Annotated in this window: 7 protein-coding genes; 4 read left to right on the top strand and 3 right to left on the bottom strand. The window is 64.0% G+C overall.

The annotated features are described in order from the left end of the window. Nucleotides 1-7 precede the first annotated feature (7 nt). The 3 genes from RTP54_RS17010 to RTP54_RS17000 all read right to left on the bottom strand — a co-directional run bounded on the left by RTP54_RS17010 (nt 8) and on the right by RTP54_RS17000 (nt 3,674). Entirely contained in the window at nt 8-724 is a 717-nt protein-coding gene (locus RTP54_RS17010) for a Crp/Fnr family transcriptional regulator (RefSeq protein ID WP_112807734.1), read from the bottom strand. 221 nt (nt 725-945) lie between these two features. Continuing rightward, entirely contained in the window at nt 946-2,229 is a 1,284-nt protein-coding gene (locus RTP54_RS17005; protein WP_312364348.1) for a polysaccharide pyruvyl transferase family protein, read from the bottom strand. After that, complete coding sequence (locus RTP54_RS17000) at nt 2,226-3,674, bottom strand: hypothetical protein (protein ID WP_312364347.1); 1,449 nt, start codon at nt 3,672-3,674, stop codon at nt 2,226-2,228. The genes RTP54_RS17005 and RTP54_RS17000 overlap by 4 nt, the downstream gene beginning before the upstream one ends. A gap of 138 nt (nt 3,675-3,812) precedes the next feature. On the opposite strand from RTP54_RS17000, the gene RTP54_RS16995 reads away from it, so the two are divergent. The 4 genes from RTP54_RS16995 (at nt 3,813) to RTP54_RS16980 (ending at nt 17,829) form a co-directional block, all read left to right on the top strand. Next, on the top strand, nt 3,813-4,670 hold the full coding sequence (locus tag RTP54_RS16995; RefSeq protein WP_312364345.1) for a glycoside hydrolase family 16 protein: 858 nt from the start codon (nt 3,813-3,815) through the stop codon (nt 4,668-4,670). Between the two features lie 345 nt (nt 4,671-5,015). Further along, on the top strand, nt 5,016-6,962 hold the full coding sequence (locus tag RTP54_RS16990; RefSeq protein ID WP_112817751.1) for an amino acid adenylation domain-containing protein: 1,947 nt from the start codon (nt 5,016-5,018) through the stop codon (nt 6,960-6,962). Then, nucleotides 6,959-15,034 (top strand): non-ribosomal peptide synthetase/type I polyketide synthase, encoded by an 8,076-nt coding sequence (locus RTP54_RS16985; RefSeq protein ID WP_312364343.1) that lies wholly within the window; start codon nt 6,959-6,961, stop codon nt 15,032-15,034. Before RTP54_RS16990 ends, RTP54_RS16985 begins: the two co-directional genes overlap by 4 nt. Then, entirely contained in the window at nt 15,031-17,829 is a 2,799-nt protein-coding gene (locus RTP54_RS16980) for a condensation domain-containing protein (RefSeq protein ID WP_312364341.1), read from the top strand. The genes RTP54_RS16985 and RTP54_RS16980 overlap by 4 nt, the downstream gene beginning before the upstream one ends. Nucleotides 17,830-17,831 lie beyond the last annotated feature (2 nt).

Raw genomic sequence — 17,831 nt, 5'->3', positions numbered from 1 at the left:
CAATGATTTATCCTGAATTGGTGCCGAGGTAACCTGAATCGAAATCGACCAGCTCGGCCAGTCGGCGGCGGTCGAGAAATTCGACGATGCCATTTCTGAACGACAGCAATCCTTTAAGCCTCATCTCCTTTAGAACGCGGTTGATATGAACGGTCGACAGGCCGACGGCATCGCCGATATCGGACTGCGTCAACGGGCAGTCGAAGCCGTCAAATCCCGGTCTGTCGGGCTTGCCTGCCCGCAGTGAGAGTTCGAGCAGCAGATGCCCGGTGCGCTCCAGCGCGTCGCGACGCGCGATGTTCGCCAACCGTTCGGTCATCCTGACCTGACGTTTGAGCGTCTCGTGGAGGAAGGTCTGCTGGGCTTTTTGCGGCAGGTCGGGCCCCGCGCCGCCGGTGGGCACGGCGAACTCATAGGCCGTCACATCGGACAGGGCCTGGATCGTTTCCTGCGTCATCTCCGACGACAGGGTCCAGACCATGTCTCCGCGCAGGATGAAGTCGATGACGATGCGCGTGCCGTTGGTCAGGATCCTGCGGCTGACGCTCCAGCCGGAAATGAAATACAGCACGCAGGTCCGTCCGCCCGGCTCGAACAGAATCGAGCCCGCGGGAAAGACGCGTTTTCGGGCGAGCGCCACCTCGGGCCTTTGCTGATCCGTCTGTAAAGGCGACGGTTCGCGCAACGGCCGCGACCCCAAAATTGCCTGAAGTTGCCCCACCATAAAGGCGCACTCTCTCTTTGGTCTTTCAGATTGTACTTAAGTATATAGCAAACAACCGGTGGTTAGGGATATTACCCAAGATAGTTAGTAATGGTGGGAATTCACATCGATATGAGCTTAATCCGGGCGGGTGGGGTCGCCGGTAAGCAGCTGAAAAAATTGATCTTTAGGTATGAGCTCCAGGATGGTGCCATTGATCGTCGGCCTGTGACCCGTAACGATTAGAGGCTGCGCGCTAAAACGTAGCCGAAACGGTCCTCCTCGCTTGCCGCCATCGCAGGCTGGAGTGCCGGGCGTTCTCTGTTGAAGTGCTGCGCGTCCAGGCTCGCGTGCAATTGCGCGATGCCGGCGCGAGCCTGATCGAGGACGGCCGCGTGGATCGCAGGATCGATGCCACGGCGGGCAGCTTCTTCGAGCAGGGATGCGACCTGCTGCGCGGTAATGGTGGCATCGCCGGCAAAATGGTCGGAGTGGCCGATGAACTGGAAGAAGCCGTCGACCTTCGGATCCCAACCCAGGCCGACCGGCGGCACGCCCAGTGAATAGGCGGCGATGCAGGCGTGAAGGCGATGCGCCAGAATGACCTGTGTCGAGGCGATGATGCGGACCAGGTCCTGCGGCGTCTTGGGGCGAGCGGCGAGATGTAGTTCGCCGCTGTCGATGTGGCCGACAAGCGCGTTTGCGTCGAGTATGCGCCGGGCGAAGGCCTGATCCTCCTGTGCTCCGTTCGTAAACAGGCAGACGCGGTATCCGGCGTCGAGCAGGAGGCCGAGCAACTGGCGGTAGTCGTCCGCGTGGCGGAAGGGAATGCCATGCGCCTGGCGGCTCGAATGACGGCGCAGGATCAGCGGGTCGGTAACGCAGATGCCGATCGGGCGGTCGTCGATCTTCGACGCTTCGATATCCTGTGTTTCAACGATATCGCGAATGAGCAGGCCCGGGTCCGGAAGTATCTCGGCGTGCGGCCCGGCCGGAAAATGTCCGATCCAGTTGCCGCTGGCGATGGTGTCGCGAACGGAGACATGGACGAGCTGGCAGTTCTCGATCACGCCGAAGAGCTGTCTTGCCTGGTGTGACCAGTCGCGACTGGCGCCGACAGCATAGATGGCGAGCGGCTTGCCGCTGCGCCTGATGCAGTCCAGCGCAGCGCCAACCTTCAGCGGGAAATTCAGATCGTCGTCCTGAAACAGGTTGCCGCCGCCGATGACGACGGCGTCCGCGGCATCGATCGCGTTTTGCCATTCGACCTGCAGTCGACGGAGTTTGGGCGCAAGTGCCCGTCTGACAACCAGCCGGCGCAGGGCCGACGGCAGCGCCTGCAGTACCTTCAGCACCTGCCGGCGCCGGCCTCCGCCGCCAGTGCCGAAAGCCGTCCTGCCGGCAAGGTCGATCGTCGTGACGTCAGGCGTTGCCATGCCGCGGGCGAGTGCGGTCTCCAGGCATTGGGCTAGAATTCCGTCGCCGAGGTTTTCGCTGTATTTGACGTTGAAGATAACGATTTTCATCGGATGCCTCCCATGCGGCGCGGCCCGGACGCACCTATCAGCCGCGCACCGGTTGCTGTTGGCTGGATGATCTGTCGGCATGCCAGCGCCGAGACGCTACCGCCCAGGATGTAGACCATCAGGCCGAGATCGTAGACGGTGCCCGATACCAGAGCCGTACTGAGGGCTGCGCCAAACCCGGCCTTGGCCGCGCGCATTGCCGCGCGGCTCTCCGCCGAGCGCACGCCATCGGACGCCGTGCGCGCGAAAAGAGTAGCCGCGACAAAAATGCAAAAGAGGATGAACCCGAGGATGCCCACATTCGACAGCAGCACCAGGAGATAGCTGGAAGCACGGGCGCTTCCCAGTCCTGCTCCAAGGCCGAACGTATTGATGAACGCCTCGTAGGCTGCGGTGTTCCACATGGCGCGCTCGCGGCCCGACTGACTGTCGGCCTTCGACAGCAGCATCTCGTCGAGAAAGTCGTAAACGGTCGCAATCATCTCCGGAAACAGGTTGACGATAGCGAGGATGACGAGCGGGACCACCAGGAAAAGCGCCGCGAGGAAGACCGGGCGGGCAGGCTTGCTGCGATCGAAAGCCGTGAGGATCGAGCGGATCCAGAGAAACGGGAAAACGACGGCAAGTCCCAGCAGCGCCGTGGCTGAGGTCGAGAATATCAATCCCGCCAGAGAGGCTGCCGCAAGGACACCCGTCACCCGAGCGCGCACCCGGTCGAGCCAGAGGCTCGCGGTGGCGGCAAACAGCACCAGGGTGTAGTCGGCAAAGGCGGATGCCTCGGGGAAGGATCCGGAAATCCGCTTCAGTCCGCCTTTTTCGGCACCTGTGAGAAGGGCATAGTTGGCGGTCCGCACCACGCTCAGCAGATATTCCGTGCCGCTGAAGTAGGTGACGACATCGGCCACCGCGAAGGCGATATTGACTGCGGCAGCGACGAGCAGAGCGTTGATGAGGTGCGACGGCGCCATCGTGCGACGCAGATAGGCGTAGCAGAAACCGAAACAGCCAAGGCCGCCGAGCGCATAGACGGTCTGGGTTATGTTGTTGGAGGAGAACTGCAGCGGCGACAGCGAAATGAAGCTCCTTGCGCCGACCGAGCGCTCGACGGTCATGACGTCGACGGCACCCTGGAACAGACGTGGCGACAGGAATGCAGTCAGGACACCGAAAAAGGTAAGCACCATCAACCAGAAGCCGGCGCCTGCAGGCACGAAGGCGGAAAGCACAGGCCCTTCGCCATAGGCCATCAGCACCCTGAGGCCGAAGAACAAGAGGAACACGTTGGGCACGAGGATGGACGCGCCGCCAAGGGCGGGCAGGTCGATGGCCGCCGCGGAGCCAAGCGCGGTCGAAACGACCATCAACGTCAACGCCCAGTGGACAGGCGCCATCAGGACGCCCAACCCTGCAAGTACGGTCACGAAGCCGATCAGTTCAAAGCTCATGCCACCCGTTCCAGTTGCTGCGGCGATCCTATCAAAGGGGGCAGGGCGCGTATTTACGCCTGCGGCTAAGTCTTTCGCATAAAGCCGCGTCCTTAATCGGTAATGGACCCGCGGCGGGGCGGCAGCTAGCTTTGCGGCATGACCCCATCTGTTCGCGAAGCTCGCCCCTTGTGGGCCCGTCATCCGAAATCCCGGCTTTTTGCCCGGCCGGTCCTCGGCTGCCTGTGTCTGCTGATGCTGGCGTCGGCGGCCTATGGCGGCGGTTATGCCGGTGGCGATACAGGAGACGAGCTTCCGCTCGACGACATGCCCTTGACCTTCGATGAGCCGTTCGACGATCTCAGCGTATCGGCCTGGGGGCCGGGCACCCGCTGGATCGCCCACACGCCGTGGTCGGGCGATTTCGGCGGCGCCCGTTTTGCCGATCCCGGCCAGCGCACGCCCTTCAAGACCGAGAACGGTATCCTGCGGATCGAGGCAAAGCGCGATCCCGAAGGCGACTGGCAGTCGGGCCTGCTTGCATCGGTGGATCCCAAGGGCAACGGCTTTGCCCAGCAATACGGCTATTTCGAAATGCGCGCCCGACTGCCTGTTGGTCCGGGTGTATGGCCCGCCTTCTGGCTCATCGGCAAGGATCGCTCGAAGTCGACGGCGGAAATAGACGTGATGGAATTCTACGGCGACAAGCCCGACGGCTATTCCTCTGTCATCCATGTCTGGCATCGTGATGACAAGGACGATTCGCAATTCAGTCGGATCGAGGTGTTCGGCGATGCCGATCCTCAGGATTTTCATACCTACGGCGTGAAGATCGACTCCGAATTCATCCGGATGTATTTCGACCGCAAACTCGTGTGGAAGGCCGAAACGCGGCCCGAGCACCGGCAGCCGATGTATGTGCTGCTCAATCTTGCCCTGGTCGAAAAGACCGCCGATCAGGCGCCCGACCCTTCCCACATGTTTATCGACTATGTCAGGGCCTACGACCTTCAGTAGGCCCTTCGATCATGGGGTTTTCGTCACCCGCGCCCGGCCGGATCGGGAGCGCTGACGCAGTATAAAATCAATATTTTCAATAGGATGTATGTCGCGGACAGTGGCGGCCGAAGGCGCGTGGCTTGCGCGCTGACGCGGCCCGCATCGCCATAAGGACTAAGCGGGCCTAAACCTTTTGATGGCGCGTCGGCGCCGCGCCTATCCCAATGATCAGCTGTTCATTTTTCGCCACCATGGAATTCTGCCTGACGACGGCGTTGCAACAAAATTGCGGCCCGTGCGAGGGCGGCAGGGTGTCTGGACCCACATCGCCTGGCGGCAGGGAAAGGCAACAGGAGGCGAGGTATGGCTGAGTTCCGATTCTCCGGGACGGACGGTTCGGCAACGGCGTCCGAAGGTACAACCGGCCGCTCGCGAGACGTCGTGCACTATGATCCGCAGAGCTCCGTTCACGCCATCGTCCGCCAGCAGGCCCGAGCGGCGCCGCATGCAACCGCCATCGTCTTCGAGGATCGCGCGATCAGCTATGGCGAGCTCGATCGCCTGTCCGACGCGCTCGCCGCCTATCTGATCGACCAGGGCGTCGGCAAGGGCGATATCGTCTGCCTCTTCGTCCCGCGTTCCCTCGACACGGTCGTCGCCATGCTGGCGACGCTCAAGGCAGGCGCGGCCTATCTTCCGCTCGACACGACCTTCCCGGTAGATCACCTCGATTATGTCATCGGCGATTGCGAGCCCAAGGTGGTCTTCGTCGACAGCTGCACGCTCGCGACGATCCGGCTGGTGCCGAGCGTGAAGGGCACGGTTGCCGATCTCGGTGCTGTTGTCGCCGGCCTCTTGCAAGTTGAAAGGCGCCCGCTCGATCCCGTCGCGGTGGACGGCGGCGACCTGGCTTACGTCATGTACACGTCGGGTTCGACAGGGCGCCCCAAAGGCGTATCCATTCCCCATCGCGGCATCACCCGGCTTGTGCTCGACCAGAACTATGTCGAGCTCGGCAGCGGCGACGTGGTGCTGCATGCCGGCACCATCGCATTCGACATCACCACGTTCGAGGTCTGGGGCGCGTTGATCAACGGGGCGATCCTTGCCGGGCTGCCGGACGGACGTTTTTCGGTCGCCCGGTTGCGGGATGCCATCCGCGACAACGGTGTCACCGTCTCGCTGATCACGACCGGTCTGTTCAATCTTCTCGCCGACTTTTCCTGCGGCGAGCTGCCGACGCTGCGGCACATGATGCTGGGCGGCGAAGTGGCTTCGGCCGAACATGTCAAACGCTTCCAGAAGGCGCATCCGGGCTGCCGCCTGACCAATGCCTACGGGCCGACGGAAATCACCGTGATGGCGACGGCCTTCGATATTCCCGCAGCCTTCGACGGCAAGGATGTGCCGATCGGGGGTGCGATCAGTCACACGGGGATCCTGATTGTCGACGAAGACCAGCGGCCGATCGGGCGCGGCGTCGAGGGCGAGCTTGTCTTGACGGGCGATGGCGTCGCCATCGGCTATTTCCGCCGCCCGGAGCTGACGGCGGAACGGTTCGTGACCATCCATACGGACGAGGGTGATGTACGCGGTTACCTGACGGGCGACCTTGCCGTGCTCGGCGAGGACGGGATCCTGCTGTTTCGAGGACGGCGCGATCGGCAGATCAAGCTCAATGGAAAGCGCATCGAACTCGATGAGATCGAAGCGGCGCTCAGGCGCGATCCGCGGCTCGCCGACGGCGTCGTCATCTGCCAGCACCTCGATCAGTCGCACAAGCGTATCGTCGGCTATCTGTGCCCGCGCGAGGGCACGCGCGTTGACGATGCCGAACTCATCCGCGCCGTGATGGAACGGCTGCGCAACAGCCTGCCCGCCTACATGATCCCGAGCGCCGTGATGGTGCTCGAGCAGTTGCCGTTGCATCAGTCGGGAAAGGTTGACCGTGCCAGGCTGCCGGTGCCCGCGGACGTGCTGCCGGCCGAAAACGCGCCGGTCGCCAGCCGGACCGAGGCCATGCTGCTGGAACAATGGCGAAATGTCCTCGGATTGCAGGCCGTGGAACTCGATCGCAACTTCTTCGATCTCGGCGGCACGTCGCTCCAGCTGATGCGTGTGCATGCGGCGCTGGAAACAAGCCTCGCCCGCCCTGTCGATGTGGTCGCGCTGTTCAAGCACCCGACGATCCGGGAACTGGCGCGCTTCCTCGACGGCAAGTCGCCGGCGAGTGCCCGCGCAATGACGGCGGCCGAACGGGCCGGCTTGCAAAAAAAAACAATGTCCCATTTCCGCAGGAGCGCTTCATGACGGTCTTTGACAGTGCGGACGAAACCCGCGATTGCGAGCGCGACGAGCAGGACCTGACGGGCATCGCGATCATCGGCATGTCCGGCCGGTTTCCGGGCGCCCCCTCGGTCGAGGCGCTTTGGGATCTCGTGTGCAAGGGGGGCAACGCCTTCTCGAAGCTGAAACCGGAGGAGATCGACGACGCGTTCACCGACGAGGAGCGGGCGGCTGCGAATTACGTGCCGGCCCGGCCACAGCTCCCTGATATCGAGCTGTTCGACGCGGAATTCTTCGGCATGTTCCCACGCGAGGCGGCGGTCACCGATCCGCAGCATCGCGTCTTTCTCGAGATCTGCTGGGAGGCACTTGAGCGGGCAGGCTACGATCCCCATCGGTATCCGGGTCTCGTCGGTGTCTTCGCCGGCGCGTCGATGCCCACCTACCTGATCAACAATGTCCTCGGCGAACGGGCAAAGGCCGAGGAGTTCACCTCCAACTACCAGATCGGCTGCTTCCAGCAGATTGTCGGTTCGCTGACCGATGTGCTTGCCACCCGCATCGCCTACAAGTTCAACCTGCGCGGACCGGCCATCGCCATCCAGTCCGCCTGCTCGACATCGCTTCTGGCCGTGTCCCAGGCCTGCCAGAACCTCTTGACCTATACGTGCGACATGGCGCTCGCCGGCGGCGTGTCGATCACCATCCCGCAGCGGCGCGGCTATATCTATCAGGAGGGCGGCATGGTTTCGCCCGACGGCGTCTGCCGGCCGTTCGACGAAAAGGCGGCCGGAACGGTCTTCGGCAGCGGCGCCGGCATCGTGCTGTTGAAACGTCTGGACGATGCGCTGCGCGACGGCGACCGGATCTTCGCCGTCATTCGCGGCTACGGCATCAACAACGACGGCGCCGACAAGATCGGCTTTACGGCACCGAGCGTCGAGGGGCAGGCGGACGCGATCGCCTCCGCCCTTGCAAACGCCGGCGTGGATCCGCGCACGATCGGTTATGTCGAATGCCATGGGACCGCGACGCCGCTCGGCGACCCGATCGAGTTCGGCGGCCTGAAGAGCGCTTTTTCCGATGCCGGCGACGCGCGGCGGCAATGCGCGCTTGGTTCCGTCAAGGGCAATGTCGGTCACCTCGATGCGGCGGCGGGCGTCTGCGGGCTGATCAAGACCACGCTCGCGCTCTACCATGCCAAGATCCCGGGCATGGCGAATTACCAGCGCCCGAACCCGCGCATCGATCTTGACGCGAGCCCCTTCTACATCCCCGACAGCACCGCCGATTGGCCGGTGACGGACGGCCCCCGCCGTGCCGGTGTCAGTTCGTTCGGCGTTGGTGGCACCAATGTGCATCTGGTTCTGGAACAGGCGCCTGCACCCCAAGGCGATATCGAGGATGTATCGGAAGGACCGTACATTCTGCCGCTGTCCGCCCGCAACGAGGCGGCCCTTGCCGCCATGCGGCTGAACCTGCGCGACCATTTGCAGGCAAACCCCGATGTGGCGATTTCGCAGGTGGCCCACACACTGCAGTCTGGACGGCGGGCGTTCGCTCACCGCACCGCGGTAGCCGTCAGCGACATGCAGCAGGCGATCGACCGTCTGGGCGCGGACCGAGTGCCGAACGCAGTGGCGGCTGATCGTCCGCCGATCGCCTTCATGTTTCCCGGCCAGGGTTCGCAATATGTCGGCATGGGAGCCGGTCTTTATGGCCGCGAACCGGAATTCACCCGCTGGATCGACCGCGGCGCCGATCTGCTTCGCGCGCCATTGAAAACCGATCTGCGCGATTTCATCTGCCACGCCGGCACGGTCAGCCAGGCCATGGCCGACGAGCAACGCGAGACCCGCATCGCACAGCCCAGCCTCTACATCGTCGAGCATGCGCTGGCGCGGTTGTGGATGAGCCGCGGCCTGAAGCCCGACATCATGATCGGCCACAGCGTCGGCGAATTCGTTGCTGCGACGCTTGCCAATGTCATTTCGTTCGAGGACGGATTGCGGCTGGTCGCCGCGCGCGGCCGTCTGATGCAGTCGCAGCCGCAAGGTGCGATGGTGTCCGTGCGCGCCGAGGTCGAAGCGGTCAGCGCCCATCTCGGCGAGGGCGTCGAAATCGCGGCGGTCAACGCCCCGAAGCTCTGCGTAATTTCCGGAACCTTTGCTGCCGTCGATGCGGCTTGCGCTTCCATGGAGCGTGCCGGCATCGCCTACAGCCGACTACACACATCCCATGCGTTTCATTCGGCCATGATGGACGGCGTCACGGACGCGCTGCGCGAGGAGACGGCAAAGGTCACCTACGGCACGGCCATTACACCCTATATCTCCTGCGTCACCGGTGGATGGCAGACGATCGAGCAGGGCCTGTCGCCGGACTACTGGGCGAAACATTGCCGTGCGCCCGTGCGCTTTGCAGACGGGCTGGCAACGCTTTGCGACGGGCGTAAGCCGGTGTTGCTGGAGGTCGGCCCGGGCCGAACCCTGTCGGTCTTCGCGGCACAGACCCTTGCCCGCGATGCGATCACGGCTGTCGTGCAGTCGCTGCCCGAGCACGACCGCGCGCATGCGGCCGGCGAAGTCCTCGCCGAAGCCCATGGCAAGCTGTGGATGTCGGGTTGCGAACTCAACTGGCCGACTTCGTCTGCCCCCGGACAAGCGCCCCTGGTGCTGCCGACCTATCCGTTCCAGCGGCAACGCCACTGGATCGACGCACCTGCCTCGGTGCGCCGCAGTGAAGGCCGATCGACGTTGCCGGTCGCGCCACACGCCGGGCACGAGCCTTCCTCAAGCGACACTCAAGCGCAACCGATTGACGGGATCAACATCATGAATGCTGCCACACCAGTTGCTGCCGCAAGCCGCATTCCGGCATTGCAGACTGCCCTTCTCGCCTTGCTCGGCGACATGTCCGGGGAAGCGCTCGGGCCGGGCGAAGCGGGTGCGACGTTCCTGGAACTCGGCTTCGATTCACTCTTCATCGGCCAGTTCGCCCAGAGGATCGAGAAGGACTACAAGGTCAAGCTGTCCTTCCGCGAACTCCTGAGCAACATTCCGACCGTGGCCGATCTGGCTTCGCACCTTGATGCGCAGCTACCGCCTGAACCGCAACAGGTGCCGGCAGCAGCGGCAGCGACGCCGCAAATCGCGGCAACCGCCGCCGCGGCACAGCTGGCCGGACCGGTCGCATTGTTGCCGGTGGTTGCTCCCGTCGCGACGGTCGCGAACGTTGCCGGGATCGAGGCCGTCCTCCACTCTCAACTGCAGATGTTGCAGACGATCGTTTCGCAGCAGTTGCAGGTGCTGCAGGCGACGGGTTCCGTCGCCGCGCCGGTTGCCGCGACGACGACTGCGGCGGTCGCCACCTCGATCCAAACGGCTGCGCCGCAGCCGGCACCGAAGGATGCCGTCGGCCGTCAGGACGAGAGCGAAATCGGCGCAGGCCGCATCAAGCTTTACCGCCCGGGTGCCAAGAGCCTCGCAAGCGAGATGACGCCCGCTAAGCAGGCTTTCGTGACGGACCTCATCGCAGCCTATGAAGCGCGCAACGGAAAGTCGAAGCGCTTTACGGGCGAGAACCGCAAATGGCTGGCCGACCCGCGCACGGCCGCCGGGTTCCGCCAGGACTGGAAGGAAATGGTCTTTCCCGTGGTCTCCGAGCGGTCGAAGGGATCGCGCATCTGGGACGTCGATGGCAACGAATACATCGACCTCGTCAACGGCATGGGACAGACGGCCTTCGGCCATGCCCCGGATTTCGTTGTCGAGGCTGTGAAGGCGCAGGCCGACGCCGGGTTTGCCATCGGTCCTCAGACGCCGCTCGCCGGCGAAGTCGCGGCAATGATCGCCGAGATGACCGGACACGAGCGGGTGACCTTCTGCAACACCGGTTCGGAAGCGGTGATGGCGGCCATGCGGGTAGCCCGCACGGTGACCGGCCGGGACCGGATCGTGATCTTCGGCAACGATTATCACGGGCAGTTCGACGAGGTGCTGGTCAAGGGCAAGAACCGGGCGGGTGCGCCGGTGGCGATCCCCGTTGCCGCAGGCATTCCGTCCGCCTCGGTCGCCAACATGACGGTGCTTCGCTATGGCGAACCCGAAAGCCTTGAATGGATCAAGGCCAATGCGGCGGATATCGCCGCCGTCATCATCGAGCCGGTCCAGAGCCGCCATCCGGAATTGCGGCCGGTCGAGTTCGTGCGGGAGTTGCGCACGATCGCAACGCAATCCGAATTCGCGCTTGTCTTCGACGAGGTTGTCACCGGATTTCGCGTCGACCCCGGCGGGATTCAGGCCATCTGGGGCATCAAGGGCGACATGGCCACCTATGGCAAGGTGATCGGCGGCGGCATGCCGATCGGCGTCCTGGTCGGCGACAGCCGTTACATGGATGCGCTCGACGGCGGCACATGGAACTATGGCGACGACAGTGTCCCGATGACCGCGCCGACCTTCTGTGCCGGTACGTTCGTGCGTCATCCGCTGGTGCTGGCAGCGGCTAAGGCCGTGCTCCATCACATCAGGGGCGAGGGCGCAGCGCTTTATGGGCCGGTCGCCGATCGCACGCAGGCGCTGGTCGCCGAGATCAACGCCGATCTCGCAAGGCGCGGGATTGCAAAGACGATCCACGGCTACAAGAGCTGGTTCTACGCCGACTTCGGCAGCGACGATCCGCTCGGCGCCCTGATGTATGGCAAGATGCGCATGCTGGGCATCCACATTCAGGACGGCTATCCCTGCTTCCTCACGACCGCCCACAGCGAGGCCGACTTTCAGGCCATCGCCGCGGCCTTCCGCACCAGTCTCGATGCGCTCCAGTCGGTCGGCATCTTCGGCGGGCAGAACGAGGCCAAGGATAGTGTGGCGGTGCCCGCCGCAGACGGCCCCGTGCGTCCGTCGTCGGCACCGCTGACCGAAGCGCAAAAGGAAATCTGGCTCGCCGCCCAGGTCGGCGACGGCGCGTCCTGCTCCTTCAACGAGTCCTTCACGATGGTTCTGGACGGGCCGCTCGACCGCGCGCGCCTTCGCCAGGCGCTCGACACGGTCGTCGCACGGCATGATGCCCTGCAGATCCGCTTCGGCCGGGCGGGCGATCATTTCGAGTTCATTCCCGATTTCGAACTTGATGTCGCCGAGATCGACCTTTCCGGCGAAAGTGACGCCGAGGCGCTGTTCCGGCAATTGACCGACGAGGATGCGCGCACGCCCTTCGACCTTGCCAACGGACCGCTCGTCAGGGCCTCCATCGTTCGCATGGCCTCGGACCGTCACCGCCTGGTCTTCACCGCGCACCACATCGTTTGCGACGGCTGGTCGGTCAATGTGCTGATCGAAGAGCTTGCGGCGACCTATACGGCCGCTGTCGGCGGCGCCGAGGCTGCACTTGCGCTGCCACTCTCCTTTGCCACCTATGCGACCGATCTCGCCCCCAATGCCGAGATATCGAACGCAACCGAGACATTCTGGCTCGACCAGTACAAGGATGTGCCCGACCTGCCGGAGATGCCGCTCGATCGGCCGAGGTCGGAGCGCCGCAGCTTTGCCGGCGGCACCGTCACCGGCCATATCGAGGCGGATACCTACAAGGCGCTGAAGAAGGCGGGCGCCAAGTCCGGAGCGACGTTGTTTTCCACCCTGCTCGCCGCACTTCAGGTCATGATCGCGCGCCTTTCCGGGCAAGACGACATCGTCGTCGCGGTGCCATCCGCAGGTCAGAGCCTGCTCGACGGCCAGACGCTGGTCGGCCATTGCGTCAACTTGCTGCCGCTTCGCCAGACCGTTTCGTCTTCCATGCGTTTTGACGAGCATCTGAAGGCCACGCAGCAACTGGTGCTCGGCGCTTTCGAACACCAGGACTATACCTACGGCACGCTGGTCAGGAAGCTCGGCGTCAAGCGCGACACGCACCGCCTGCCTTTGACCGAGATCCAGTTCAATCTGGAGCGGGTGCCCGACAATCTGGAGTTCGGCGGGCTGCAGACGAGCGTGGCTTCGAACGCCAAGGCGTTCTCCAACTTCGATATGTTCTTCAACCTGACCGAAAGCCCGAAGGGCGTGCGCATCGATGTCGACTACAACGCCGAGGTGTTTGACCGCAGCACGATCGAACGCTGGATCGGACATTTGACGACGCTGGTTTCCGCGCTGGCCGCCGATATCACCCGGCCGATCGGAGACCTGCCACTTTTGTCGGCGGCAGAACGGGCGTGGCTCACCGAGGGCCTCAACGACACGGCCGCCGACTACGACCGCGATGCCTTCGTCTTTTCGCTGTTCGGCCGCAGGGCCGCCGAACAGCCGACCGCGGTGGCCGTCGAGCTCGACGGCGCGACGATGACCTACGGCGAACTCGAGGCGCGATCCGACGCGCTGGCATGCCGGATCCAGCAGGCCGTTCCGGAGCCGGGGCAGAGGATAGCGCTGCTGGTCGAGCGCTCGCTCGAGATGGTGGTTGCGCTGCTGGCGATCATGAAATCGGGCCATGCCTATGTGCCGCTCGACCCGGCGCACCCGGAGACACGGCTGACGCAGACATTGGAGGTCGCGCGTGTCGCCGGCGTCGTCAGCGATGGCGAGCGGGCAGGTGGCCTGGTCGGCAAGGACGTCGCCGTCATCCGCATCGACGGCGAACACGCTGCCGGCGGCCCGGAGAAAGCGTTGCCCAAGCTGCCCAACGATGCGGCGACGCCCGCCTACATCATCTTCACGTCCGGTTCCACCGGCGCGCCGAAAGGGGTGGAGGTCTCCCACCGCGCGCTTATCAACTTCCTGACGTCGATGGCGCGGGAACCGGGACTGACCGACCGCGACACGATCGTCGCGGTGACGACGATCTCCTTCGATATCGCCGGCCTCGAACTCTATCTGCCGCTGATTACGGGCGCCAAGGTGGTGCTTGCCGGCCGCCAGACCGTGCGTGACGGCTTCGCCCTGGTGGGGCTCATTGAAAGCTGCGGGGCAACCGTCCTGCAGGCGACACCGACGCTGTGGCAGATGCTGCTCGAAGCCGGCCTCAGCCGACAGGGCCTGAAGATGCTCTGCGGCGGCGAACCGCTGCCCAAGCCACTCGCTTCGTCGTTGCTCGGCCTGGGTGGCGAGTTGTGGAACATGTACGGCCCGACCGAAACGACGATCTGGTCGTCGGTGCAGCGGATCGAGGACGGCGAGAAGCCGATCACCATCGGCCATCCGATCGCCAACACGCAGCTGCTGATCCTCGACAAGAGCGGTCGGGTTGCTCCGATCGGCGTCACCGGTGAATTGCACATCGGTGGCGAGGGCCTCGCCAACGGCTACTTCGCCCGGTCCGACCTGACCGAGAAGGCCTTTGTCGACATCAACGTCGGAACCGGAGCGGCGGAGCGTCTCTACAAGACCGGTGACGTTGGCCGGCGGCTTGCCGACGGTTCGCTGCAACTGCTCGGCCGCCGCGACCAGCAGATCAAGCTGCGCGGCTTCCGCATCGAGCTCGGCGACATCGAAGCCGCCATGGCGAGTGCCGTCGGGGTTCGTCAATGCGCCGTCGTCGCTGCCTCAGGCAAGAACGGCGACCGGCAGCTCGTGGGCTATGTCATTCCCGAAAATCCGGCCGACAAGCCCACGGCATCCACGCTGGCAGCCCATGCCGCGGCCAACCTGCCGGCCCATATGGTGCCGAGTTTCTGGGTGCTGGAAGAGGCTCTTCCACAGACTGCCAACGGGAAGCTCGACCGCAAGACGCTCGAGCAGCGCGGGTTGCCGCAACGGGTGGTCGCAGCCGTCAAGGTACAGCCGCGCACGCCGCTGGAAACCCGCCTCAGCGAGATCTGGCGCGAGGTCCTGAACGCGGAGGACGTCGGCGTCGACGACAACCTCTATGCGCTCGGGGCGGATTCGCTGATCATCTTCCGCATCGCCGCCCGCATGCTCGACAGCGGTCTGCGGCTCGAGGCCAAACATCTGATGATGCATCCTTCGATCGCCGAACTCGCTGCCTTTGCCGAGACGCGTGATGAGATCGATCTGAACGGCGCTGAGCCGCCCGTGCCTTCGCTGAGAGATTTCCGCAATGGCGCACGTCGCCGGGTTGAGCAGGTATCACGAGCATGAAAGAGACCAGCAACACAGCAACCGTCGCCGAACCCGTCGTGATCGCGGAGTTCCCCTGTTCACAGACCCAGCTGCGCTGCTGGATCCTCGATCAACTGAAGCCCGGCAATCCGGCGCTCAACGTCGCGGTGCGCTGGGAGATCCGCGGCGCCTTCCGGTCGTCGACGCTGGAGGCCGCCTTCCGAATGGTGATCCAGCGTCACGAGATCCTGCGGACCCGGTTCGTCGAGGTCGGCGGCAGGCCCTGCCAGCAGGTGGTCGACGAGGTCGACTTCAAGATGTCGGTCATTGACCTGAGAAACGTGCCGGTCGACCAGCGCGAACAGCGCATCCTGTCGATCGGCGAGGAAACCGCGCGCGCGCCGTTCGATCTCAGCAGTCCCTATCTCTTCCGCGTCTCGTTGCTGATGGTGGAGAACGAGCGCGGCTTCCTGTTGATTACCGCTCATCAAAGCTGCTTTGACGGCTGGTCGATCCGCGTGCTGGGTCGCGAAGTCGGCGAGATCGCGGCGGCGCTCGACGCTGGGCGGCCGCCGGCCGTTCCCGACCTGCCGCTGCAATATGGCGATTTCTCGCTGTGGCAGCAGGAGTATCTGGGCAGCTACGGTTTCGAGACGGAGAAATCCTTCTGGCGCGAACAATTGACCGGCGCGCCCTATTTCGAGGTCATTCCCGATACCCCGCGCGGCCCGGTCAAGACCAGTCGCGGCAACATCCTGTCCGTCAACAATCCGAGCGAATTCAGCGAACGGATCGACGCCGCCGCCCGCGCACACCGGGTTTCGCTCTATAGTTTCGGTGCTGCCGTCGTCAGCGCGCTTCTCCATCGCTATACCGGCCACAACACCGTGATGTTCGGTTCGCAGGTTGCGGGCCGCGACGAGACCGACCTGGAAAATCTCATTGGCGTCTTCATCAACAATGTCGTCCTGCGGTTCGACATCGCGGATGACGTGTCGTTTGCCGAGCACGTGCGTTTGGCAAGTGCGAAGGTGACGGCCGCGCTCAACCATCACCGGATGCCCTTCAACAAGTTGGTGGAGCTGGTCAATCCGGTCCGCGACCCTTCGCGCAATCCGCTGATCTCCGTCAACTTCAACCTGCAGAAGGCATTTCTCGAAGATCATCAATATGGTGGTTTCGAACTGCTGAGCGCGCCGTCTCAGTCGCCTGGCGTCATCTACGATCTGAGCTTCATCATGATCGGCCGGCCGAGCGGATGGCGTATGTCGATCGAATACAATGCCGACCTGTTCGAAAAAGCGACGATCGAGGCTCTGTTGCGGCTTTGGCAGGATGCCTATGAGATGGCGCTGGAAAAGCCATCGGCGACGCTTTCTGCCCTTGTCGTCCCTGCGCGCGAAATCAGGGCCCAACGGGTGGAAACCGGCCGCGCGACGGCGATCGAGCAGATGCTTGCCGCTCATCCGTCGGTCGGTTCGGCCGTCGTCAAGGAAGAAGATGATGGCAAGCGCGTCCATGCCTTCGTAACACCGGCACCCACCACCACCGAGCCGCTCGACCGGATGCCGGAAAGCCTGATGGACTATCTCGGCCGGCAACTGTCGCCAGCGGCGATGCCCGGTGGCATCAGCGTGCTTCTCAACTTTCCGCGCGATGCCAGCGGCAGCGTCGATCGAGGCGCATTGCGGCTTCCGGCGCTGCCATCGGCGCCGGTCAAGGATGAGCGCGTCGAGCCGGCGGACGCCCCCGTTCGGACCCCGGCGGCGCGAGCCGACCAGACACGCGCACTTGCCGCGATCTGGGCGGACGTGCTCGGCGTGCCCGCCGTCGCGCCGAGCGACAACTTCTTCGCCCTTGGCGGCCACTCGCTCCTCGCGCTGCGGATGCTCTCGGGCGTTCGCTCGAAGCTCGGGGCAAAGGCGGATCTCGAACTCCTGTTCAAGCAACCGACCTTTTCCGGTTTTGCCGACGCGCTGTTCGGCGCCAGCGAGCCCAGTGACGCGGCGGTGGAGCAGGCAAGTGCGAGCCCCTGGAACGTGAGCGCCTGTGGACAGGCAGATGCGCCCTATACGCTCTACACGCTCAACCATCCGTTTCTGTACTACCGGCTTGCGAGCGATCTCGGAGACGCCGTTTCGGTGTATAACGCCAACATGTTCCATGCGGATCTCACCGGCGATCTCGCCACCATGTCGCTCGAGGAAATCGCCGGCCACGCCGTCGACAGCATGGGTGCAGGCATTCTCAAAGGGCCGGTCGGCGTCATGGGGCTTTGCGTCAACGGCGTGCTGGCGGTCGAGATTGCCCGGCAACTGCGCGAACGTGGGGCCGATCTGCGCTTCACCGCCGTGATCGATGCCTGGGCGCCGGGCTACGTCAAATCGAAGTCGCGGTTCACCCGCTTTCGCTGGAACACCGAGCGTCGCGTCAAGCGCATCGGCTATTTCACCCGCAAGGTTTTGTCCGGGCGGATGGGCGTCGTCGATTATCTCCGGGAGTTCAATTTCACGCTCGCCCTGCTCAAGACGCTGGGTCTGCGGGCGGGCACCTATTCCCGGGAGGAGGCGGTCAACGCCGACGTGACCGACCTCCTGGTCAACGCGGCCCGTCGCTATCGCCCGCCGCAAACCGGCGAAAAGCAGGTGCTGTTGTTCCGCAGCGAAGCCACGCATCGCCGGGCGCGCAAGCTGCTCTTCGGCTGGCGCGGCGCGATCGCGGAGGATAGCGAGGTCTTCGACCTCGAGGGCTGGCACGAGGACAGCCTCAACAGCAACAGCATTCAGGCCCTGGCGACTATCGCCATCAACCGGTTCCGCTCCGACGAGCGCTGAAC

Source organism: Ensifer sp. (assembly GCF_031989085.1).
In the GTDB taxonomy this organism is placed as follows: Bacteria; Pseudomonadota; Alphaproteobacteria; order Rhizobiales; family Rhizobiaceae; genus Ensifer.
The sequence above is the reverse complement of the archived record's forward strand: the minus strand, read 5'-3'. Positions and strand labels throughout refer to the sequence as shown.